16 protein-coding genes and 1 pseudogene are annotated in these 23,250 nt (G+C 59.9%); 15 read left to right on the forward strand and 2 right to left on the reverse strand.

Features of this window, described 5'->3' with window-relative positions; genetic code table 11:
- Positions 1-168 precede the first annotated feature (168 nt).
- From ABIE52_RS33430 to ABIE52_RS33440, 3 genes are read left to right on the forward strand one after another with little or no spacing between them, the layout of a single operon-like run.
- Entirely contained in the window at positions 169-2,202 is a 2,034-nt protein-coding gene (locus tag ABIE52_RS33430) for a DHH family phosphoesterase (RefSeq protein WP_192713207.1), read from the forward strand.
- A complete protein-coding gene (locus ABIE52_RS33435) occupies positions 2,199-2,993 on the forward strand; it encodes a CPBP family intramembrane glutamic endopeptidase (protein WP_354541602.1) in 795 nt (264 codons plus the stop codon). The genes ABIE52_RS33430 and ABIE52_RS33435 overlap by 4 nt, the downstream gene beginning before the upstream one ends.
- Before the next feature lie 49 nt (positions 2,994-3,042).
- Entirely contained in the window at positions 3,043-3,309 is a 267-nt protein-coding gene (locus ABIE52_RS33440; RefSeq protein WP_192713205.1) for a hypothetical protein, read from the forward strand.
- A 125-nt stretch (positions 3,310-3,434) separates the two neighbouring features.
- On the opposite strand, the gene ABIE52_RS33445 is transcribed toward ABIE52_RS33440, so the two are convergent.
- Positions 3,435-3,947, reverse strand: a complete 513-nt coding sequence (locus ABIE52_RS33445; RefSeq protein ID WP_192713204.1) for a hypothetical protein — start codon at positions 3,945-3,947, stop codon at positions 3,435-3,437.
- Positions 3,948-4,256: 309 nt separating this feature from the next.
- Between ABIE52_RS33445 and ABIE52_RS33450 the strand changes: the two genes are divergently transcribed.
- The 7 genes from ABIE52_RS33450 (at position 4,257) to ABIE52_RS33480 (ending at position 16,017) form a co-directional block, all read left to right on the forward strand.
- Positions 4,257-4,769 carry a hypothetical protein gene (locus ABIE52_RS33450; protein WP_192713203.1) on the forward strand — a complete coding sequence of 171 codons (513 nt, stop codon included), beginning with the start codon at positions 4,257-4,259 and terminating at the stop codon, positions 4,767-4,769.
- Positions 4,770-5,982: 1,213 nt separating this feature from the next.
- Entirely contained in the window at positions 5,983-8,040 is a 2,058-nt protein-coding gene (locus ABIE52_RS33455) for a DNA primase family protein (protein ID WP_354541603.1), read from the forward strand.
- A gap of 59 nt (positions 8,041-8,099) precedes the next feature.
- A complete protein-coding gene (locus ABIE52_RS33460) occupies positions 8,100-11,996 on the forward strand; it encodes a hypothetical protein (RefSeq protein WP_192713201.1) in 3,897 nt (1,298 codons plus the stop codon).
- 43 nt (positions 11,997-12,039) lie between these two features.
- On the forward strand, positions 12,040-12,744 hold the full coding sequence (locus ABIE52_RS33465; RefSeq protein ID WP_192713200.1) for a GNAT family N-acetyltransferase: 705 nt from the start codon (positions 12,040-12,042) through the stop codon (positions 12,742-12,744).
- An 83-nt stretch (positions 12,745-12,827) separates the two neighbouring features.
- Complete coding sequence (locus ABIE52_RS33470) at positions 12,828-13,193, forward strand: VRR-NUC domain-containing protein (protein WP_192713199.1); 366 nt, start codon at positions 12,828-12,830, stop codon at positions 13,191-13,193.
- Positions 13,190-13,747 carry a glutaredoxin family protein gene (locus tag ABIE52_RS33475; protein WP_192713198.1) on the forward strand — a complete coding sequence of 186 codons (558 nt, stop codon included), beginning with the start codon at positions 13,190-13,192 and terminating at the stop codon, positions 13,745-13,747. Before ABIE52_RS33470 ends, ABIE52_RS33475 begins: the two co-directional genes overlap by 4 nt.
- Before the next feature lie 35 nt (positions 13,748-13,782).
- A complete protein-coding gene (locus ABIE52_RS33480; RefSeq protein ID WP_192713197.1) occupies positions 13,783-16,017 on the forward strand; it encodes a DEAD/DEAH box helicase family protein in 2,235 nt (744 codons plus the stop codon).
- Between the two features lie 43 nt (positions 16,018-16,060).
- Here the strand turns inward: ABIE52_RS33480 and ABIE52_RS33485 are convergent, their stop codons facing one another.
- Entirely contained in the window at positions 16,061-16,426 is a 366-nt protein-coding gene (locus ABIE52_RS33485) for an Lsr2 family DNA-binding protein (RefSeq protein WP_354541604.1), read from the reverse strand.
- Positions 16,427-17,085: 659 nt separating this feature from the next.
- Between ABIE52_RS33485 and ABIE52_RS33490 the strand changes: the two genes are divergently transcribed.
- The 5 genes and pseudogenes from ABIE52_RS33490 to ABIE52_RS33510 all read left to right on the forward strand — a co-directional run.
- Positions 17,086-18,168: a hypothetical protein gene (locus ABIE52_RS33490; RefSeq protein ID WP_354541605.1), complete on the forward strand. Its 1,083-nt coding sequence runs from the start codon at positions 17,086-17,088 to the stop codon at positions 18,166-18,168.
- A gap of 127 nt (positions 18,169-18,295) precedes the next feature.
- Positions 18,296-19,390 carry a hypothetical protein gene (locus tag ABIE52_RS33495; RefSeq protein WP_192713350.1) on the forward strand — a complete coding sequence of 365 codons (1,095 nt, stop codon included), beginning with the start codon at positions 18,296-18,298 and terminating at the stop codon, positions 19,388-19,390.
- Between the two features lie 186 nt (positions 19,391-19,576).
- On the forward strand, positions 19,577-20,878 hold the full coding sequence (locus ABIE52_RS33500; RefSeq protein WP_192713349.1) for an AAA family ATPase: 1,302 nt from the start codon (positions 19,577-19,579) through the stop codon (positions 20,876-20,878).
- Between the two features lie 119 nt (positions 20,879-20,997).
- Positions 20,998-22,833, forward strand: coding sequence for a hypothetical protein (locus ABIE52_RS33505; protein WP_192713348.1), 1,836 nt, complete (start codon positions 20,998-21,000; stop codon positions 22,831-22,833).
- A 114-nt stretch (positions 22,834-22,947) separates the two neighbouring features.
- A pseudogene (locus ABIE52_RS33510) lies at positions 22,948-23,250 on the forward strand (hypothetical protein); the annotation flags it as partial.

A 23,250-nucleotide genomic window follows, 5' to 3' on the forward strand; every position in this document is an offset into this window, starting at 1 on the left:
TGGGGCTGTTCTAGTTCCAGAATAATAGTTTTGGACTATCTCAATACTCCATATATAAGCTGGTCAAAGCCATGCGGAGTTTCTCTCATAGAATGATAAACTTGCAAAGACGCAACTATTAACCTCCGTGCGACCATGCCGCCGGACCAACAGAACGGACCCCGCGCCATGTCCACTCCGACCGATCATCTGATCGACAGTGCTATTGCCGGCGCCTTCAATTTTTCGACCCGTCGACCTTTCGACATCATTCGTGAACGCAAAGGTTGGAACGCCACCACCTTTGACCAGCTCGAAGCGTCGACCGATGCCGCGCTACCCGATCTCGACCGGGCTGTTGAACTCATTGCCGCCGCAGTCGCAGACGGCCGCACCATCACCGTGCTCACCGACTACGACATGGATGGTGTCGCAGCGGGCATCCTCACCTACGCCGGTCTCGCTGAGCTCGGTGCGAACGTCGAGTTGGTGGTCCCTCACTACGAAGGTGCGCGCGACGTGACTGCAGACAAGGTCGACCAGGCTCTTGCTCAGTACCCGACCACGTCGCTGATCATCACGTGCGATGTCGGTATCAACTCCAACGAAGGAATCGATCGCGCGCACCAACGCGGTATCGAGGTAATCGTGACGGACCATCACATCCAGGACGTGGATATGTGCCGTGCCGATGCCGTTGTCGATCCGAACCGCACTGGTTGCACCTATCCGGAACCGGACATCTGCGGTTCTCAGGTGGTCCTTCACATTCTCAGCGCGTACGCGCGGGCTCACCGACCGGACAAGGTCGGTGCAATCACGATGCTCTCGGTATTCGGCGGTATCGGCGGCCTTGCTGACGTGATGCCACTGCGAGGGCAGACTCGCAGCCTCGTACGTCGGGCCATCGGGTTACTCGTACTCGCTCTTCCCGAGGTGCCGGTTTATACGAAAGAGGACACCAACCGCGACGAGAACCCGATCAAGTATTACCAGGTCGGTGAGTGGAACATCGAGAATCCTGACTCGATCGACCCTGATACCTCCACCCTGATGAAGATCGTCAAAGGCCAGCCACATGACCGGCGATACCGTGAAGCGCTACGTGGGCTGTCGGTGCTGTTAGCTCGGCTGATCGGGGCGGGCAAAGTGCGCTCGGTCGAAGATCTCGACGTCTCGTTCCTCGGATTCACCCTGACACCGATGTTCAATGCGACCAGGAGGGTCGCCGCGGACATGGCGGATTCGTTCATGGTGTTCGTCCCGGACGCTGTGCGCACCTCTCGACCCGACTACTCTCCACACATGTTTGCCAGCGATCAGAGCATTGAGCAGGCTCGGTTCGTCGCAGCAGACACCTTGGTGCTCAACAACGAGACCCGCAAGCTCTTGTCCAAGGCTGCAATGGAGGAACTTCGCGACGAAGAACAGCCATACTCGCCCTACCTCTGGTTTTCCCGTTGTGCACCAGGTGTCCTCGGACTTCTCGCGGCCACTCTTCTTTCGGAAACCGGTCTGCCGACGATGGTCGTCAACCCTGACACCCTCTCCGGATCCGCCCGTGCCCCCGAATGGTTCGACGTACTCGGGTTCGTCGCATCGATGGACGATCCTCGGCTCCGCGCCGCTGGTCACCATCAGGCCTGTGGTGTCGGAGCAACCGATCAGAAGGCGCTCTCCGACCTGGTGTCGGCCATCGACGAGCATGTCCGTGCTCTACCCGAGCCCGACCCTGCGGATCTGCGAGCAGACCTGCACATGATCGACATCGTTTCGCTCGCCGATCTCCACATGTCGGGGACTGACGTGCTGTTGCGTCTACAGCCGGACATTGCGCTACCTCTCGAGCCCGAGCTGGTTGACCTTGCGAAGTCTCTCGAGGAACTCGCTCCGTTCGGCCAAGGTTTTCCGGCTCCCGATATTCGGGTGACGTTCCAACCTGCGCACGCGTCGATGACCCTGATGAGCAGGACGGAAGAAGCCGGCGAACTAGAAAATGGACAGGTACCCGCGCCGGCGGATTACAAGCATCTCAAGATCACGACCGGTCACGGCCTGGACCTGCTGTGGTGGAACAACGCTGATCAGTACCAGGCCCTTTCCGATGCTGCGCTGGTCACCGCGACCATCAACCTCTCGACCAACCGGTTCGGCGGCAAGATCCGCCCTCAAGCGATCGTCTCGTCCCTGGTTGTTCATCCGGAGGGGGCCTTCGCCGAGTGACAGACCAGTCGAACGGCGACACCCCCCGCAGAACTGTGTTCATGCGGGGGGTGTCCTCATCGGCGCTCGTGCTCGGCGCACTTCTCCTCGTCGCGGTGACGCTGACCCTGCCTCGTCTCCTTCACAGCAGCGGGATGGGGCCCGTGACCGCAACTTCCGTCACCATGATCGCCGCTGCGCTGCTCATCAACCGCTTCGCACCGTCTCTAGCTCTTTATCCACGCATATTGGACGTCTCCGGTTCGAGATGGGATCCGCTACTCGTCACCGTCGCAGTCTTCGGCGCTGCAACCTTATGGTTGGCTGGCGCAATCCTGGCCCGAATCCTGGTCGCTGACGATCGCAACGTCTCGGCCCCGACTTCCAGCGACCCTTACCTGCTCACATTGGCTTTCATCCTCGTGATCGCCCCTGTCACCGAGGAAATCCTCTATCGCGGACTGCTCCAAGGATCCCTGAACCGATTGGTTCCCGCGGCCGCGTCAGTGCTGCTCACAACTTTCATCTTCGCCGGCGTTCATCCGCGGCCGCGCGACATGGTCGCTGCTGTCGCCATCGGGCTGTTGGCTGGAACCCTGCGTGAGGTGTTCGGAACAATGACGGCGCCGATCCTGGCGCACATCGCCATGAACACAGCTTCGATGCTCGTACCGTCGGCCGCGGTGTCTGCTCTGGCTCACTGCCCGGCCGCCGTCCCTGTGCTGGTCCTGCTTGTGCTCTTCCTGCTCCTCCTCGCCTTCGCCTTTCGCCGATCGTGCGCGACCGTCGGTGAGAGCATCGACACCAACTGACACCCGCTCGATACGCTACGAAGCTCAGCCCAACCAAAGGACAAACCCGTTGCAATCGAACATGATTCGCACCCAGATCACCGTGACACCCGTCGCTCCCGTGCCTGTCGTAGAACGCTTCAAACAGATCGTCGGCAATTTCGACCCCGTCTGGTGGGTCCTTCTCGTTGCGGCCATCGCCGCCGCGGCTCTCGGTGTCGCGGCCAGGTCACAGGAACTCAGTATCGGTGACACTCGCCTGTCCGCGGCCGTACTCGGCACGGCCGCGGCGCTACTGGGTGGGCTGTCGGTCTTTCTCCTGTTCTGGGGTGTCTGAGCTCGTTCTCGGATTCGATCCGCCCAACTACCGATCCGGTCGCTCTTCATCAGACCCAGATCAACGATCGGGCCTGATCGCTGCAACTCGACTGACCCGAGGCTGACTCCGGAAAGGGTCTCAGGTCAGTCGACCACTCGAACCGGATCGACGCCGATCAAGGATCCGTCGGCGACAGCGGCGGGGTGCACCAGATACAGACCTTCCCCGTGCTCTCGCTGCAATTCACCCAACCAACTCGACGCCAGATTCTCATCTCCCAGCACTAAGGACACTCCGCAGAGGTCTGGGAGGAGTCGGTATCCCACTGCAGGGTCGCCGGCTACCGCATGGCGCTCATCGTGTGCCATGTACTCCCGTCCCTCTGCGGGAAGTTCGGACAGTCCGGCCGCGCACAGCTCGCATGCCGTCACCACTGCACAAGGCCGCAACGCGGTTCCGACACCCAGAGCGCCCTCCTTGTCGTCGGCGTTGAGCCAGAAACACTGCACCTTCCATTCGGAGCTGCGCCCACGCACATCGACAAGGTGCGCTGTCGCCGGATCAAGTTCTTCGGGAAGTGCGCCGCGGCTCCGCGCTGCGCTCCACTGCTCGACTTCGGTTCCTGCCGGCGCTCCGAGATTGTCTGCTGTCGTCATTTTTCCCCCTCATTGTTAGGTCGACCGAATATCGTCGAGATTATTCATGTCCGATCGTTCAGTGCTTTGACCTGCGCAAATCGAACGAAATCGCGGAATAACTATTCTAAACATATATACTACGGGCGCGCTTGTCGGGGACAAGTGCACCTGACGTGTCCCCGGTCCTTTCGGCCCCGGAACAACGCCGTCCCTGGCACCGGCGGAGCCCGTACCTGGGGTTGTTCGGAAGGATGTCGCAGCCTGGCCAAGGCCAGGCGCCGTCTTGCCCCCACGTAGCAGTTCACCGACACAAGAAGGAACGCAACAATGAAAGTCGCAACCGCGTTCTACGACGAGAACAATCTCCTCGTGCCGCCCACCAAGCTGTGGACAGGTCATCACCCGACGATGAATCAGCTCACTCTGCAGGGTGGGTACTGGCACATCTGCACCAAATACTTCGAGTCCACCACCATTCGCGACGTCATCGCGGAGGCCGCACTTCAGGCGATCATCGAACACAACGGAACCGTCATCTACGACCAGATCGACGACGTTCCCTACACCGATCCCGAGACCGGAGAGTTCATCGGTTGGCGGTACTACATCCAGTACGTCATCGAAGAGCCGGGTTACAAGCCCTTTCCCAGCTACGCAGCCACAGCTGACCGTGTCGGCATCTCCCCCGACTTCGTGCAGCCCTACGACGGAGTAGCCGAACAAGGTCCCGACTACCAAACGCCCCGGCCACAACGGCTTTCGGCATTACAGGCCTTGCGGGAAGCTCAGGTGCACCACAATCCGCAGAGCCGTGGTCAGTCTCACGAACCGTCCTTCTGAATGGGCCAACACAAAAATGCCCCGCTGAACTGAAGGATGAAAACAGTCCAGCGGGGCATCAGCCGTTCCTCTGACCCACGCTCAAAGACTAACACGATGCCGACGAGTAGACAAAGAACTCCAATTTTCTCTGGCAATTTTCTCTGACCGCCGCAGTCCTTGTTGCACAACAGGACTGCGGCGGTTCACGTTATTCGAGGATAAACACAAGTCGGCTCGAATATTTATCGGTATCGCGATCTCGAACCGCTGTAACACTTCCGCGTACCATTCTTTTCCCGCGTGCATCCCTGTGACCTGCGCTGATGAAAATCAGCGAAAACGAGGTACGCCGACCCCGTGAAAACGGGTACAACCGCACAAGTCGCTGACCTGCAACTTCTCGCTCTCGGGGCGAAGTTGTACCCGTTTTGAACTTTTGCGGCCCCGAAAAACCTTTCAGGGAACGGACATTCGACTGTAGGTGCGTTCGGGGACTTTCCAGGTAATCGCCGGTACAACGGCATGTCGGTGGTACAAGTGCGGCATCGGCACAGGTCAGCGTGTTTCTGGCTGTACCCCTTTTTCTTTTTCAGAGTTAGTAGAAATCGACAGGGTGATACTGCGAATTGCGGCATTGACCTGCGGCGGCAGGTGTCGATCGGGTGTACCGCTTTCGTTCGAAGGAAAAAAGGTACGTCCAACGCGAAGTGTTACCGACTCGAAGCCTCCGGATCGCTTCAACCTCGTTGCGTCGTCCCTGTCGAGATTCACAGACCTCGCATCAGGCGTGCAGCCAGCCTGCGCAACCGCGCTCCGAGCGCAGCAACTCCGAACGCGCCCGACACGGCAGGCGCTCCGCCCTGAGTTTCCAAACAACTACTTCTGGTTCCTCAATACAGAATTAGCAGGAGAAACTCAGCTACGAGCAAACTAGGCATGTGACCTCGTAGGATATGTCTTCCGACTATCCGGGCTAGATCTCGCAAGTTCCTCACCAGCTTGTCTTCGGAGTTTCTTGGCGGTCGCGTGTTTGTCGAGTATCGTCACGATCAAGCCTTGACCCACAACCAAGGTGACTGAACCTTCGGAAACAGCTTTCAACCCAGCGAACGGTCGTACAGCGCCCGGTGCCAGTGGCACCTTGCCGCCTCGCTTGCACAGCGAACTGCACCCACACCTTGCAGCTGTGTCCTGCGGACCGTCACGTACCGCTAGACGAAAAAGGATGACTATGACCTCCCTCTACCTCGTCGACACCGAACCGGGCCTCGCCCCCGACATCACTGCTCGATATACACCCAGCTCTGATTTCGAGCACGCCAGTGACGGAAAGCCTTTCGCTGAATCGGTGGCTGTCATCAGCAAGCGCTGCGCGGATTCCTACCTCACGGCCGACCGCATCCCAGGACTCAAAGCAATCTCGCCCGCCACGGTTCACGACGGGTTGCTCAACGAGATCAACAAGCAGATCCTCGTCCAGAACGAGCGCATCAAGAATCTGGAGGTCCACGGCACCAAGCGGATTCCCTTGACGCAACTGGGATTCGCCGAGGTCGCACGATTGATCCTGGCGCTGTACTCGATCATTTCGATATCACCGTCCAGCCGGAACTCAGACCCCGACCTCAATGTCCTGGCCGCGTACGACGACAACCCGCAGAGCCCGACGTACGGGACATACCGATCGTCACAGGGGCACATCCGCTCGATCGCCAGGCGGTACTGCCTGAATCTCACGACCAGAGATTTCGCCGAAATTATTGCTGCTCTGAGTGATTCCGCACCCAAACGCACCCGAGGCGACAACCAGGACCTGATCGCCGTGAACAACGGCATCGTCGACTACAACAACGGCGACCCGAAATTCATCGACTTCTCCCCCGAGTTCATCTTTCTCGCCAAGCTCGATGTGGCCTGGAACCCGGAAGCCGGCAACGTCGTGATTCACAACGGCAGTGACGGCACCGATTGGGACGTCGAGTCGTGGATGGCGAGTCTTTCGGATGATCCCGAGGTCGTCGAACTGCTCTGGGAGATCGTCGGCGCCACAGTGCGGCCTTACGTTTCGTGGAACAAGTGCGCGTTCCTGTTCTCGGAAACGGGCAACAACGGCAAAGGAACTCTGCTCTCTCTCATGCGAAATCTGCTCGGTGTGCAGTCGTACGCCAGCATCCCGCTGGCCGACTTCGGAAAGGACTTCCTCCTCGAACCACTCACCCGAGCCAGCGCGATTCTCGTCGACGAGAACGACGTGGGCACCTTCATCGAGAAGGCCGCCAATTTCAAGGCGATCGTCACCAACGACGTGATCACGATCAACCGAAAGTACAAGTCCCCCATCGCCCACCAGCACTTCGGCTTCATGGTTCAGTGCCTCAACGACAAGCCCACCATCAAGGACAAGTCGGAATCGATCTATCGTCGACAGCTGTTCGTGCCCTTCACCAAGTGCTTCACCGGGGCCGAGCGCAGGTACATCAAGGATGACTACCTCGTTCGCTCCGACGTGCTGGAGTATGTGCTCAAACGTGTGCTGACCATGAGGTACTACACATTGAGTGAACCTCAGGCGGTGAAGGACGCCCTCGAAGATTTCAAAGAGAGCAATGACCCGATCCGTGCGTTCTGGGGCGAAGTCAAAGGCGAATTCACCTGGGACCTCATCCCCTTCCCATTCGCGTACGACCTCTACAAGGCATGGATGGACCGCAACATGCCCAACTCGAAACCGCTGGGTCGCAACAAGTTCATCGACTCGCTGGTAACTCTCGTTCGATCGGATCAGCACTCGATGTGGCTCTGTGAAGATCACCGGACTCAGTACCGTCCGGGTGATCGGATGACTGCTCCCGAGGAACTCATCTACGAATACACGCTGGTTGATTGGGCTAACGTCGGCGCCCCCAAGACCAACCCGAAACAGTTTTCGACACTGCCTGCTGACCGGCAGAAGAACAGCTACCGAGGTTTGATTCGCCGTGAGGTCAACGAAACGAGTGACACCGCGACGCCGCCATCTCAGCCAGCTCAGGGTTTCACGGCACCAGTGGATGCCGGTGTGGCATCCGATGTTCCGCATAGGACCGCAGAAGCGGCCCCGGAGGCGATCTGCGCACTGATGGATTCAGCGCAGAGTTCCAACGCAACTCCGACTACATATATCTCCGCTGTGAGCATCGATTACCCGGACGTCGTGGACCCGTTCACCGTTGACACGGGGATCAGTCCGGCGGGCTATCTGTCCGAACACACCCCGGACGTACCGGGATCGCCACCGCTCACCGAATGACCCAACACCCAACCACACCGAGGCCCCTCGGCCGATCAGACCCATAGGAGACCTCGATCATGACACCGACCCCGTACACCAGCAAGGCTCCTGCGACTGCCGCGGACTCGGCATTTCTGTTCTATGACATCGAATCGCTGCACAACGCTTTCACCGTTGCGTTGTACCGCACCTCCGAAGCTGCCGCCGTCGTCTACTACCTGATCGACGAAGACCTCGACATCGGCCTGAGCTCCAAAGCCGTCCGGGCTGCAGTCGCAGATCCAGACGGTGCGCTGATGAGCCAGCTCTACAGGTCCAATCCGGCATTGCTCGCGCGTCAACGTGAAACGCCGCATGGTGTGCTCGGACGGAACATCCAGTTCCTGGATCTCACTGACGACAACAACGCTCGATCGCTTGCCCGCCTACTCGGCGGTGTAGTCGACAAGGGTTTCGTGCACACTCGGCGGGAGTGCCCGATCAGCGGAACGCAGATCGTCTGCGACACCCATCCTGACTACGACCATCGCCTCCCTGAGCATGCCTTCGTCACCGGCTACAACTCAAATCAGTACGACACCACGATGCTCGCTCTCTACTTCTCACTGCGGTTCGACGAGCAGTACCAGCCACGTCCCGTCACTGCCGCCCAGATGCGTAGCCACAACAACGAGATGTTCGCACTCGCCAAGAGTGACGATCGCCCCTCGATGTCGCGCTACCTTTCACATTGCGGCAACCGCCGGGCAGCGCTCATCCGAAGTAACTGGTTGTCCTCAGGACGGCACCTCGACGTAGCTAGGCTCAACGAAGCGCAGCAGAAGGTCGCGCTCAAGCGCCTACTGGGAATGCTCGGTCACCAAATCCTCGAATCCGAACGGCTTTCCGGGCCCAACGCGCGCCTGGATTCGCTTGAAGATTTCTTCGACCTGGTCGCCTACAACATCTCCGACACCGTGGGTACCGCGTTGCTGTTCCACGACAAAACCTACTCGGGCAGTTTCGACCTGCGATCAGGTCTGCTGCGCACCTTTCCCGAGACGGTGTTCAATCACGCAGGCGACTATCGGACTCCGGTCCTGGACACGGAAAGGGTGCTCACATGGCCGAGGCCGCGACTGACGACAGACACTTCGTCAGCGCAGTTCGCGGGACGTATCCTTGCGCCCTACCGCGATCTGCGCGCCATTCCAGGACATATCGCCGATCTACCGGTTGTCTCGTTCCGCTATCCGGATCCGCTGGGACACAACGGGTCGACGATTGGTTCCGCCGTGAACGTCCTCACCGCTACAAGGGACTTCTTTTTCGAGACGGTTCCCACCAACACGCCGGCCGGAATCGCTGCACATCAGCAATTCGAAAAGGTCTACCGGTACTACCGTCGGATCGAAGGTCTCAACTTCGATCATGCTCAGCACAAAGACTTCGCACCGGTAGTCGTCAGTGGTCGTATCTCTGCGTGGTTGCGAGCTGCGGCAGCGCGTGAAATTTCTGCAGGTTCCACGACCACGTCGAACTCTCCGCAACTCACCCAGTTGGCTGCGAGGTTCGTTGAACTGTTCGGTGGCACCGTTTCAGCTGCCGACGCCGAGCCTCACAGGTTTGTTCTCGGAGATTTCGCGGCATTGAGCAACCAACTTGTCGAAGCGGCCAACCTCGACACCTCGTTGACGCGGATTCAGCACGCGGAATTGATCGCGGACATCAACCGGCTCAAGATCATTGTCTTGGCCAAAGCTGATGCCGCCCAACCCTACTGGTATTGCGACCGACCAGTGTCTTTCGTCGAGACCATTGTCGAATGGCATACCGATCGTAACCATGCGGTGAACGTCTCCTACGATCTCTCCTCGATCGCCAAGCTGCCGTGCAACATCGCCTATTTCGACAGTGAGGGTGAACCGACCAGCTGCTTCGCCACCTTCTCCACCGGCGGGATCCACGGTGCGGAGGCGGATTTGGTGGCGTTCAACGCCGAACGGGACGCCTCGAGGGAGCGATGGACCCTCTTTCATGCCGCTCTCGCTGCCTCGGCCGGTCAGTTCCGGGCGGCTATCGAGCGTCTCTCCGACGACTCGGTGGATCCTCTCGACTCCAAGACCGAGAAAATCGTGCGCGATGGGATCGAGTGGGTTACCGAGAATGCCTCCGCAATGCCAGCGATGACCACCGCCGCCGGACAACGGTATTCCGGCGAGGACTTGGCCATGGCTGCATGGTGGATTCGCAAGAAGATCCGCATCGACGTTCTCGATCCCACGAATCAGGAGGTAGTCACTGTCGAATGGGGTGACATCCTCAAGTCCGGAACGAAGGCGAACAACCCGATCCTGCGTGATCGTCCGAAAGGTGACCGCGGCGTGGACCTGTTCGCCGCGCGCGACATCAAAGAAGCACCGCTGTTTCCCGTCGGTGCCTCTCACGATGACAACAAATTGGATCCGAAGTACCGCTTCACTTCCGTCGCCGATGTCATCCACGAGGACTTCACCAGCTATTACCCCCTGATGTTGGTCAATCTCGCAGCGTTCACCAATCCTGACCTGGCCGAACCGGGGCAACCTGCTCCTGACAAATACAGTCAGATTTTCGGGGACAAGGAACGGTACGGCAAGCTCCGCAAGGACCGATCCCTCACTGCGGCCGAGCGTGAGAACTACAGCGTTCTGCGGGAAGGGACCAAATTGATCCTGAACGCAGCCTCCGGCGCTGCTGATGCACGGCACGACACACCGATTCTGATGAACAACATGATCATCACCATGCGAATCATCGGTCAGCTCTTCAGCTGGCGAATCGGGCAGGCTCAGACGTTCGCCGGCGGGCGGATCGTCTCGACCAACACCGATGGTCTCTATTCGACACTCGATTCCGAGACAAATCAGAAGGTACTCGATCAGCACACCGCAGCCATCGGCGTCGAGATCGAACCCGAAGCCCTGACCTTGGTGTCGAAAGACTCCAACAACCGCGTCGAGTTCCTCACCGCCGAAGAATCGTTCGAGATCCTCACGGACGACAGCCACGGAGCGCCGTCATACCGACCGGAGGAGATCAAGGGCAAACCTTGGTACCGAGTTGTCGCCTCTGCCGGAGGCGGAACGCTCGCGTGCTGGGCCGGTCCGAGTCCGCGCAAAGCGTTGGCTCATCCGGCGATGGTCGATCGGCTTCTGCTCGAATACTTCAAGCTCGTTGCCGGTGGATACACCCCTGCTCAGCGTCCCGTGCCCTATGCGCTGACAGAACCGGTATCGATATCCGAACCGATGGACTTCGGAGCCATGCGTGAGGTCTTGACCGAACTCCATCGTCATCTGGACGTTCGGGATCTGCTCAAGCTCTATCAGAACCTGCTCGCATCCTCTCTGTCCGCCGGCACCTACCTCTACGCTGCCCCGCACCGGACAGATCCCCTGTCCGGGCAGGTCATCGAGGCCACCGACTCCGCGCAGCTCACCTTTCCCGGTGATCCTCGCAATGTCACCGAAGACGAGATGTTGCTCCGTGAGGGCAACACACTCAATCGGCATCCGAAGGCTGCATCTGTGCAGCTCCTCGGTCATTTCACCCGAGTCTTCCTCGTCCACCCGGACAAGGTCGACCGTGACCTCTTCGGAGAACCGTTGGTGATTGCGGCGGCGAAGGCTCGAAGTGTGAGTGCGAACCTGTGGTCTTCCCGCGAGGCCAAAGGTGTGCGACCGACCAATCCGAATGGTGCTGATCCCATCGCTCAGCATCTGCTCGATCTGGCCGGTGAGGATTCGGCCCATCGCGGCCGTACCTGCGATCTGATCCTGGCCCGGCACAGCGGAGTGGACCCGTCGACACCAATGCTGGTGTTCAACCACACCATCGCCGATCACCCGGACACTGCTCTACTCGAGCATCTACTCGCCGCGATCGACACCGAGGCATATATCCAGCTGGCGGCCACCTCGTACGAGGAGAACTGGCGCAACACCGCAGCATGACTGACCACATTGATCAACACACCCTGCAACATGAAGGAGTCAGATGACGAACCGTATTCATATACCCGAGGTTGGTCCCGTATCTCTCGGGTCCAACCAGGTGCGGCTACGTGAACCCTCCCCGCTGGACGGACTCGCGTGGTCGCGCCTGCGTGTGGACGACGCTGACCGCCTTGCGAGTCGCACTGAAGGTCTTGTTCCGATCGATACTGCCCGCCGATGGGCGGCACAGAACGGCACGGCGAATTGGATGAATATCCAGCAGACGGCACAGCATCGGATCGAGCGCGGTCTCGGATTCTCGTGGGTCATCGAAGTCGATTCCCAGTTCGCCGGTCAACTGGAGCTGACCGGCCTGTCCCAGGCTCCTCATCACGCTGCGCGTGTGGGGGCCTGGGTCGGGCGTCGATTCGCCAGTTCCGGAGTCGCTTCGGCAGCCTTGGCCCTGGCACTCGATTACGCCTTCGGATCGACTGACCTCGAACTTGTCGAGGCACTCATCGACAGCGACAACGAGCATTCACGGCGGGGACTGATCTCGATGGGATTCCGTCCTACCGACGAGCAGCAGGATCTTCGATCAATCTGGGAATCTCACTATCAGCGAGATCCAGCGGCCGAGCTGTTCGAGATCACGCGCAATGATCTCCCTGCAGGGGCCCTCTCGTTCGTCGAGCACGCCCTCCGTGGGATTTCTCGGCGCACTCGCCGTACCGACGACGGTGTGGGGGAAGCCGATTCACGGTGAGTCACGCTCTCACCCCGATTGAACGTGTCATCGAGGACCATCTTGTTTCCGCGTGTAAACAGCATCACCTGCTCTGTTTGAAGATGACCTCACCGGGTCGGCGCGCCGTCCCAGACCGGCTCCTTATCGGTCACGACAACCGCGCCGACCCGGTTCTGCTGTTCGTCGAAGTCAAGCGGCCCGGTCAGGCGCCTCGTCCCAATCAACGAGCCATGTTCACTCGAATGCGCGCGCACGGAGCGCACGTCGTGGTGGCTGACTCGATAGAGGCTGTCGACCAGCTGCTCGACGACTATTTCCTGCACAGCTCCTGCCCGATCTCGCTGCGCGATCCGTGCGCCTCCCCCATCCCGGGGAGAGCGGCTTCCGTCCTGGTCCTTCAAGACCACCCCTCACTGCAGGTAACGCCGCCCGCGACACCTGCAACCACGAAAGAGAACTCCCCATGACTTCAGTACTCGCCCACAGTCCGGGATCCACCGGCACTCTCGATGCCAGCGGACTGGCACCGCTGCACCCGCATCTCCCACACATCGTGATGTACACGCTGCCGACCTGCCCGAAGTGCGACCGCCTCAAAGTCCTGTTCAAGGCGGCCAAGCTCCCAGTTGTGGCCGTCGCCATCGATACCGAGGTCGACGCGTACACACTCTTCCACGATGAACTGCAGGTCAAAGAGACCCCTGTTGTTCTGGTACACAACACGTTTCAAGAGCCTGCATATTTCAGTGGATTCGACTCGGACCGAACTCGGATCGTGATCAATGCAGTATTCGCACGTCTGGAAGCTCTTGCCGAGTCCGGCGAGCTGACTTCGATCGAGCACTATCTGGCTGACCTCGCGGCCGGCGTCGAGTCAAGTAGTCGTCCGTTCATTCGACCGGAGGCATTCGCGGCGATGGCCGAGGGTCACCTCCACTGGAACGGTGTGCAGTCCCCGCGTATCACCTCGCCCACGCTGCTCCCGAAATTCCGTTCCGAGAGCCCCGCACTACTTCGCTGACCGGCGCTGCCGGGATCACACATCTGGAGATGACCATGACCGCATCGACCACCGTGACCGGTACACCTGTCGCATCGAACCCGGCTCTGCCGGTCTGGATGCAAACCATCGAAGACAAGCTCAAGCCGTTTCAGAAGAGGGTGCGGGAGTTCATCCTCACCCGGCCCGCGTCGGCAGTCTGGATGACGATGGGGAGTGGAAAAACCCTGGTCACCCTCTCGGCACTGTCGTATCTCCGCGAACCTGGTCACATTCTGGTCGTCGCGCCCCGCAACATCGCGGTGGACACGTGGCCTGAAGAAGTTTTCGACTGGGACATCCCACTGAGGGTGACTTCGCTGAACATCACCCCTCCTGGGATGCGAGGTAAAGACGGCCGTCCGAGCAAGGGACAACGGAACCTGAAGCCTGACGAGTTCAAGGTCCTCGTCGACAACATCGGTACCGACAAGCCTGGTATCTACACAGTCGGTGTCGATCGCTTCACAGATCTCGTCAAACGCGTCATCTATGCCGGCGAACCTCGTGTGCGACCTGCTGGCTGCCGTCGTGATGACGGCGTCGTCGATCTCGATACCCTGCGTGACGCAGTCGGCAAGATCGAAAGCCGTTTCGCTGCACTCTGTCTGGATCATCTCAATGCTCTCGATGAGACGCAGCGAGATGCCTCCGCGGAGACTTATGAGCTGATCAAATCCGCTCTCGCGCAGGCACGGCTGGTCAAACTCAAGCCGGCCACTGTGTCCGGGGCGGCTCCGACAGTGGTCGTAGCGCACCCGGATCCGAAGACGGCGAGGATGCTTCGCTCTGACCAGGTACGCGAGGATCTGGCGAGCGCAATCACCGCCGTCACGGGTGAAGAGTTCCGGGTTGCGGTCAACGTGGCCAAACCTGATTTCTCGTTGTGGCCATTTCCGACAGTCATCATCGACGAGGCGCAAGGATTCAAGAACCCACAGTCCAGCCGTTGGAAAGCGATGGCTGACGTGCGACCCTACGTCCGCCGCGTCATCGAACTCTCAGGTACGCCGAGCCCGGAAGGCGCTCACGAGATCTGGCCTCAGATATTCCTTCTCGACCAGGGCACCACCCTGGGTACCAGCTACACGGACCACCTGAGGGCATGGTTCACCCCTGCTCAGACCATTCAGAATCAGGTCACTCGCTGGGAGATCAGTCCGCACAACGAAGCTCAGTTACATCGAGCGCTCTCGCACGTAGCGGTTTCCGCCGAGAATTCAGAGCTCAATCTCATCGGGTTCGCACCGCCTGTCACTCATGTCGTTCCGATGTCCGACGAGCTGGTGCAGGCCTACGACGCCTTCGGGCGCGACGCATTGTTGGCGGTACTGCTCACTGGTCTGGCCGAGTTGCGCAGGAAGGTCTACGACGACGTCATGTTGGCCACGGCAGACATGTACGTGGTGACGGCGGACGAGGACACGGTTCGTGCGCACGCTAAAACCGCCGGTCTCGACAAGACGGAAACCGACGAGATGCTAGCTGGAGCCAGGAGACAAGCGATCGCGTCCACTGGGGACCGTGTGCGCGCTCAAGCTGCACACGATGCGCTCACTCTCGACGATGCCTCTGCCTTCTATATCGAGGCCGCGAACGGTGGTGTGTTGCGCAACAAACTTCTTCAGTTCGCCGCCGGCGCTGTCTATCTCGACCTGGACAAGGACGCCGACGGGTACGACGTCGCAACCGAACTGACCACGCGGCCGACGCTACGTCTGCATTCTGGCAAGTTCGACAAGGTGGTCGACATCTGCCATCAGCACTTCGCCGGTGGCGGTCAAGGATCAGTTCTGATCGCCTATCGCTTCGACTTCGAGAAGACAATCCTGTTGCATCATCTGCGCCAAGCCGGCTATCCCGGTGCTCGCGAGTACAACGGGATGCCGGACACGAAGAAGGCGTGGAATCGCGGCGAAATCCCGATCATGCTGGTGCATCCAGCTAGTGCCGGTCACGGGTTGAATCTGCAGTTCGGCGGCAATACGTTGATCTGGACGACGTTGCCTGATTCCAACGAACATTTCGGGCAGACTCCGGCCAGGCTCAATCGCCTCGGGCAAACCAGACCCGTTGTGGTGCATACGATTTTGACCGAGGGAACTCTCGATATGGCTATGCCCGAGGCTCTGGCGGACAAAGAGGCGAGCCAGCAGCGACTGCTACTGGCCACTCGGTCCGAATTGAAGTCCGCATTCACGAGCGTTGTCGCTGAAATCAACAGCGGCGTTACCGGTGCTGATCAGAGATAGAAGGTAGGTGCCAAACCCCGTGCCGGCCGGGTGCGGGGTTTGGCTATCTCTTATTCTCGAGCAAGCTGATCGGTCCGATACCTCGAGCTTCGTGGTACTTGTTGATGATCTCTTTGCTGACCATCCCGCGATCGCCGACTTCGATTCCGTTGGCCTTGGCCCACAGACGAGCCTCATGGTGCATCGCAGCATTTAGTGAACCGTGCGCGTTGCGGCCGACCTTCTTGACCTTGCGGCCCTTCTCTACGACGTCGAAGACTGACAGTGCCTTCAGTTCTTCCTCGAGGTTGTCCGCATCGACATCGACCACAAAAATGGCGTTGTCGAAGACCACACCGACCCGGTACCAGTTCTCGACCTCTTCGCCTGTTACATCGCTGTATACCGTCGTGGACTGTTTGACCGACATGCGCCTGGACCCTCACCTTCTTCTCGCATCACAGGCGCTACATTCTGCCTGATCTCGCATTTAATTCGAATAATACACAGAGGCGACACGAAAAACCTCTTTACACAGGTCAGAGTGCACGCTGGAGCGACAATTGTTTCTCGGCCAAGAACTGATAGTAAATACGTAACCGTGACGACTGGTCTGGTTTCTCGCTTGCAAATAACGAGCAATCGCCGAAAGGGGCAAATACCCCGACGAGCGCCGGAGGCGCCCGCGAGAAGGATTGCGGTGTGTCTGTGAAATAAGGAGATCATTCGGTCCTTTGGGGCCAGTGCTCTCCTTTGGGGGGTTGAACCGCCCTCGTCTCGAACTGACCTGAAAGTCAGGAATGAGCGAGGGTGGTTCAACCAACAAAGCAGACATATCCGGATATTCGTCAAAACAAACTTCGTTCGCCGATACTCGCGCGCAAAGCCCCAGGTCGAACATCCATCTGGGGCTGAACTGCGCTGCGGTGGCGCATTCTGCAGCACCTCTATCCGTCATAGCCCCGGTCGCTCAGGGGCCTGTGCCGTTCCTGTCTACGACCCATCTGACAAAGGACCTCGACTCTTACTGCTCGTTCGAGTCGAGGTGCCGAGCCCTGTACACACCCCCCACACACGAAAAGAGCCATCATGACTGCTCCCAGCTCGACCAACATCCGTCCGAACATGACCATCGTCGTCCAGGGCGCCGTTGCGTTTGCGCGCACCGCGAGTCTGATCGAGGGAGACGAGCTCGAACGTCGCGTGAAGAACACGAAGAGCATGTACCCGACCCTCGAGCCACATACTCTGATCAGCCTCTCGCAGTGCAAGATCGTCCCCGCTGACCCAGCTCAGCTCTCCTGGGAAGAGGCATACGTTCAGAGCCTGTTCTACGAGCACAAGAAGAACCCGGAGAAAGGGCTCGGTTTCGAGGCGAAGAACGTCACCCGCAACCTTCCGACCCTGCTTGCCGCTGATCCCGACAACCAGGGCTCGTTTCGCCAGATCGTCGACGTCGAAGGTGAGATCGCAAAGGACACCGTTGTTCGGGTCGTGGTCAGCACCTTCCAGTCCAAGGACAAGACCAGCGGTCGACTTCACCCCAAACTGGGTCTCGGTCTCGAAGCGATCCTCGTTCCGACCCCCGAAGTTCCCTATGCGCCGAGGTCGGCAGGCGCCCGCGCCCTCGACCTCTCGGCCTTCGGTATCACTCTCAGCGCGCCGCTGGTAGCCACCAACGGCATCGAGAGCGGGGCTCACAATGAGAATGAGGTTGTGGGTACGGACGAATACGGTCTGCCTGCGGCTCCGGTTCAACCCGCTCAGCCTGTTCAACCGGTTGCTGCTCAGCCTGCGGCTCCGGTCCAGCCTGTTCAGCCTGTTCAGCCGGTTGCTGCTCAGCCTGCGGCTCCTGTTCAGCCGGTTGCTGCTCAGCCTGCGGCTCCTGTTCAGCCGGTTGCTGCTCAGCCTGCGGCTCCTGTTCAGCCGGTTGCTGCTCAGCCTGCGGCTCCTGTTCAGCCCGTTCAGCCTGCGGCTCCTGTTCAGCCCGTTCAGCCTGCGGCTCCTGTTCAGCCGATCGTGCCGGTGTCCCCGGCCTACCAGGTGGCTACTCCGGGTGCACCCGTTGCTCCCGTTCAGCCGGCCGCGCCGGCTGTAAGCAACCCTGACGATCCCTTCGCCGGAGCGCCTTCTCCGAACTGGGGCGGCGCAGGGATACAGCTGCCGGCATGAAATCCACGTGGCGGCGGATTGTAGAGATCTGAACGACACAGGGCCGCAGGCTCCTCGAAAGAGGGCCCGCGGCCCTGTTGTTTTTTCGACCGCCGTCACTCACTAAGCAGAAGGACCGTCTTCGCCCATGAGCGCACACCAGCACACCGACCCAACTTCGGCGTTCCCCGAGTTCTACACCAACACGCACATCCGTTCAGGCCTTGCGCAGCAACGTCTCTGGACCGTTTCGGACTTCGACAAGAGACCTGTGGATATCGTCTCGGCCCTCGATACCTCGCCAACGTGCCCGCGCTGCGGCCGACCCGATTGCAACGAAGTTCACGGCGCCCGAATCTCGGACGCGGCCACCCAATTGCTGACCCTCGACGAACTCACCGCGATGGTCCCCAACGCCCGCAACGTCGCCACCCATCTGGACTGGCGTTCAACCGGGCTGATGGTTCTCGACATCGAACCGGACTGCCCCACCGAGGTTGCCGACCAGCTGCTTCGTCTGGTCACCGGGAACGCAGCGTCGCCTCGGCCGGAAGCCCTGTACGCGGAAGTGTCCAGTTCCGGTCGCGGATACCACCTACTGCTCCCCCCACCGGTGAACCTGGCACATTTCCCGCGAGCTGCACATGCGACGAAACTTCAACATCCACGACGGTGGTACGAGGTCTTGCTCTATCACTGGATCACCTTCTCCCGTCGGCAGATTCCGCCGGAGCGTCTCGCTGCTGCCGTCGCCGAACCCAAAGGTGATCAGGTCAGCTGGGCAGGAATCTTCGCGCAGCTGGTCGAGATAGCACCGGGCGGCACAGCCACCGGCGACGGAACGCCTGGTCGCTTCGACAAAGCGCTTGCATCCTCAGGCGGTGACACCGAATTGGCAGGCATGGAAATCGAAGTCGCTACGGCTGTCATCGACCAACTCGGTCACGAGATCGGAAAAGACCTGAACGACGATTTTCACGGCGACACCTCCAGATGGGAGATGTCCCGATTGATACCTATGGCCGCTCTCTCGCAATCCAAACTCCGTGTCCGCCAATCGATCAACCGGATCACCGGCGCTGACGCTCAGACTCCCGAACAGGACCGACAGCAATTGCTCCGGGTCGTTCACCACGTAGCTCGTTGCACCCTGCCCCCTCGTACCAAACACGACGAACCTCGCTCTGGGGTCTCCTACCTGCTCAAGCGGTGTGCCGAGGCTCTGGACCATCTGGATGCGTGAAAGCGAAAAAGATGGTGGTTGTTGAGTGTTCGTAGTCGGCGACTCGAACGAAGTGCGAACGGCCGTCGCGCCGAAGGCGCACCCGGAGATTGTCAGAGCGCGGTGTCTGCGGAGGGATGAATCAGACACCTCTCCGATGCACACGGACCTCACCACACCACCCCGAAACGAAAAGAGATCACAGACATGACCTTTCTTCTGAACAGCGACTTCATCTTCCGTCACCTTCGCCCCGACCTGCGCAACAAGCGGGTTGCACCCTTCCTTGCCGGCCCGCCTGCGATCGGCAAGACCATGGCTGTGAATGCTCTCGCTGAGAGCGGAGACTTCGCGGTGTTCTCGATCGATGTCAACACACTCTCAGACGCCGCCGATCTCACCGGTGTGCGAACCGTGCCGCATCCGACGAAGGAGAACAGGTTCGTACAGGTCTTCTTCCCGCACTACACCATTCAAAAGGCCAACGATCACGCCCTGGAGAATCCTGACCTGCTGGTGATCATCCTTCTCGACGAAATCAACCGCACCAGCTCCGATGTGACCTCTGCGGCGCTGACGCTGCTGACGTCGCGTCGTTGCGGCGACCTCGAGCTCGCTGACAACATCAGGTTCATCGTCACCGGCAACGACAAGGGCAACATTTCAATGCTCGACAGCGCGTCGCTGACTCGTTTCGCTCTGTACCCGGTTCGTCCTGACGCGAATGTTCTCCTCGATTTGCTCGGTGAGGATCTGCAGCCTGCGATTCGGGATGTGCTCACCGAGCACCCCGACTGGGTCCTGCAGAATCCGCAGCCTGCCGGAATGGTCGCGGTCGTCGCTGACGAGGACGACGAAAACGGCGGCAGCGGCACAGTCTCCGAGACTCAGATGGCTGAGTTCACGAGCCAGATGGACGATGCGCAGGACATGAGTCAGTACACGGCGCCGCGCACCATCGAAGGTCTGAACCTTTGGATGAACGAACTTGGCAACGCCGTGATGGCTGAATTGGCCGCCGAAGAGGGTGTCAGCCCCGACGGGCAGACCACCACCGAGCTCATGCTCGGCATGTTGGCTCACACCGGCAACACTGCATTCACCGCTGAGGTGCATTCCAAAATGCTGAACGCACTGCTGGCTCCGACGGCTGGATCCGCAACCGGTGCGGTCACGATCGCTCGCCCCGCTGCTTGGGACAGTCTTCGTGCCGCGAAGACCCGAACTGAGATCGAGCAGATCATTGGTGCACTCGACGAGAACAAGCAGGCTGAAGTCCTCATCTTCGCTTTGACCACCAGGGACGAGAACAAGCTCTCCAAGGATGTTCTCGATCTGATCGTCGACTTCGGCGCTCTTCGGAGTCTCGACAGGGATCAATCCTCCGTGCTTCTCAATCGAGGCACCTCCGGCACCCTCAACCCGGCCTCGGTCAACTACTTCCTGGATAAGTCCAGTGCCCCGCTGGTCGTATCACTGACCCCGATTCACTCCTACCTCGCTGCCTGATTCCACCACCCCGAGCCCCGGATCGCGATGTGCGATCCGGGGCTTCGGCGTCGCCTGCCGGTGACTTCGCAAACCAGGCTGGGACAACTCCCCTCGCACTCCAGAAAGGGCCACTTTTCATGGCAATCACCGTTTCGGGGCAGACGCCTCATCGCCTCAGTGCGCACGACTTTCCGCCGCCCCTGGTTGCCAACCCGGCTGAACCCGGCGCCGAGTACGACCCTCAGGTGGCTCTCTCGGCGTTTGCCGGCGAACATCTTCTCCGGCCGCTTGTTCCCGGTATTCCAGCTCACGCTGTCGACTCCATATCGGGGGCGCCCCTGACCGCAGAGGATCTCGGGAAGATTCTGGCAACCCCGATCATCGTCGAGCTGTACACGAAAACCACCTCAGGCGACACCCCCGAGAACAACGCCGCGGCGTTGGATCTACTGACCCAGACCACTGAATCGATCTCACGTGATTCTCACCCCTACATTCGCCAGGTCTTCCTGAACCAGGGCCTAGGCCAGTTGGGTCTACCGGCCCCGGCGCCCGGCCGCGTGATCTATTCGGTCGAGAACGCAGTGTCACCGTCGGCGAAGGAGCTGCTCCAGCTGATCGGCGCCGGCGCATCACCTACTGCCTACGGCGAGGGCGATACCGCATGGACCGGACTCTTCGTCTCCCTGTCCGCCACCTTCCGGCCGGCGACACTCGGTGTAGCGATGCTCGGCCCTGACACTTTCGTGCGTTTCGGCGAACACCTCATGTCGGTGGCCTCCGCGTTGCACGCCAGCGGCAAGATCACCAGTGAGGTCCTCGACAGATGCCGTCAGTGCGCTGCCATCGAACTCAACGATCTCACTGAGGCATTACGCCTTCGACCGCACGCAGGCTTTCCGACAGAGGATTACTCTTTCGCTCGCCTGGTCGTTCACTCGGTGCATTCCTTCGTCAAGGGTGAACAGATCAGTGCTGAGCACGCCGGCGTTCCCGCTCAGGCCGCGTTGCTTCCCTTCGATCTCAGTGAATTGATCTGCCCCGAAACCATCGTCTTCGTCAATGTCGACGCTCACGCTCGCCGGGATCCTGCCGACATCCGGAAACAGTGGACTTGGATCACCAACAAGCTCGCCGGTGGTCTGAAGATCATGTCGATGAAGTCGATCACCCGCCTCGGAGCTGCAGACAATCGGTTGCGGGATGCGCAGCGCATGGCCGTCAACTCGCGTGATCAGGCCGACGCGAAGACCAAGCGTGACGCCGAGCCGTACGACTTCTTCGATGCCGCTCCCCCTCCGGAGCAAATCCTGCTCGACCTCCGCGCCAAGCTCAACCGCATGGCCAAGGTCAACAAGTCGGAGAACGTCAGGATGTACAGACAGAAGACCTTCTCCCGCGCCAACCGTCGTCGGCCCGACAACCCGGATGTACCCGGCACCACCGTCCGCCAGGAGTTCATGCCCGACATTCATTACTACCCGGACACCTCGGGTTCGATGAGCCTGCAGGACTACATGGACGGCGCGTTGTTCTTGATGATGATGGCCAAGAAGTTCGACATGAACTTCTACTTCAGCTCGCACAGTCATCATCTGGCTCCACAGGTTCTGCTGCCGGTCAAGGGTAAGTCGCTGGCTCAGATGAAAAAGCTCATCGAGGCGGTACCCAAAGTTGGTGGAGGCAACGACTTCACGTTGATCTACAACTTCGTCCAAGCCAGCGCCGACCGTCGGCGCCGCCTCAACGTCGTCGCCACCGATTTCGGTTGGGTGGCGAACTCTTCACACATGTTCACTCATCCGGAGAACATCGTGTACCTCCCAGCGTTCGACCGCTCGAGCGAGTACGGCTGGGAGTCGGTCAAGCGCAATTGCGCAGCCTTCATCAACTCGATGCGTCCAATCGATCCGGATATCGACGCCAAGATCCTCGGCATGGGTTACGCGGGGACGGCATTCGAGCCCACATGAGACCAACGGGAGACAGCGGCTTCTAAGCCCTTGTCTCCCGTTGTCCGCACATCCCACACCCACTGTCTCGGCTTCTCTGCGCCGTTTCTGCACCTCTGAGAGGACACCCACCCCATGACACACCAAAACGCCACCCGGCCCAACGGGTTCGAGATCCAGGCCAAGGACATGCACGACTTTTCCGATGAGGACCCGAGTTCCGGCTCCGCACCGGGTTCGGGGCCGACAGGTTCACCCGGTTCGACGAGTGGCCTCGGCGCGATCATGGGTGGGCTCCTGCCAGGGGCGTCGACCCCGGACGACCCGGATGACATCGCGAAGTCGATGCTCACCGACTACAACGACAAGTTCGTCTCCGCTCTGCCCGCAGAGTTCCGCGACGACGTGATAGACCGCGCTGCCGCTGCCCTGATCAGC

Source organism: Rhodococcus sp. OAS809, from assembly GCF_040546695.1.
Lineage (GTDB): Bacteria > Actinomycetota > Actinomycetes > Mycobacteriales > Mycobacteriaceae > Rhodococcus_F > Rhodococcus_F qingshengii.

Bases quoted from the DNA above. Each gene is read 5' to 3' on its own strand.
- ABIE52_RS33430 (WP_192713207.1), top strand. From the start codon at position 169: ATGTCCACTCCGACCGATCATCTGATCGACAGTGCTATTGCCGGCGCC.
- ABIE52_RS33445 (WP_192713204.1), bottom strand. From the start codon at position 3,947: ATGACGACAGCAGACAATCTCGGAGCGCCGGCAGGAACCGAAGTCGAG.
- ABIE52_RS33450 (WP_192713203.1), top strand. From the start codon at position 4,257: ATGAAAGTCGCAACCGCGTTCTACGACGAGAACAATCTCCTCGTGCCG.
- ABIE52_RS33455 (WP_354541603.1), top strand. From the start codon at position 5,983: ATGACCTCCCTCTACCTCGTCGACACCGAACCGGGCCTCGCCCCCGAC.
- ABIE52_RS33460 (WP_192713201.1), top strand. From the start codon at position 8,100: ATGACACCGACCCCGTACACCAGCAAGGCTCCTGCGACTGCCGCGGAC.
- ABIE52_RS33465 (WP_192713200.1), top strand. From the start codon at position 12,040: ATGACGAACCGTATTCATATACCCGAGGTTGGTCCCGTATCTCTCGGG.
- ABIE52_RS33470 (WP_192713199.1), top strand. From the start codon at position 12,828: ATGACCTCACCGGGTCGGCGCGCCGTCCCAGACCGGCTCCTTATCGGT.
- ABIE52_RS33475 (WP_192713198.1), top strand. From the start codon at position 13,190: ATGACTTCAGTACTCGCCCACAGTCCGGGATCCACCGGCACTCTCGAT.
- ABIE52_RS33480 (WP_192713197.1), top strand. From the start codon at position 13,783: ATGACCGCATCGACCACCGTGACCGGTACACCTGTCGCATCGAACCCG.
- ABIE52_RS33485 (WP_354541604.1), bottom strand. From the start codon at position 16,426: ATGTCGGTCAAACAGTCCACGACGGTATACAGCGATGTAACAGGCGAA.
- ABIE52_RS33490 (WP_354541605.1), top strand. From the start codon at position 17,086: ATGACTGCTCCCAGCTCGACCAACATCCGTCCGAACATGACCATCGTC.
- ABIE52_RS33495 (WP_192713350.1), top strand. From the start codon at position 18,296: ATGAGCGCACACCAGCACACCGACCCAACTTCGGCGTTCCCCGAGTTC.
- ABIE52_RS33500 (WP_192713349.1), top strand. From the start codon at position 19,577: ATGACCTTTCTTCTGAACAGCGACTTCATCTTCCGTCACCTTCGCCCC.
- ABIE52_RS33505 (WP_192713348.1), top strand. From the start codon at position 20,998: ATGGCAATCACCGTTTCGGGGCAGACGCCTCATCGCCTCAGTGCGCAC.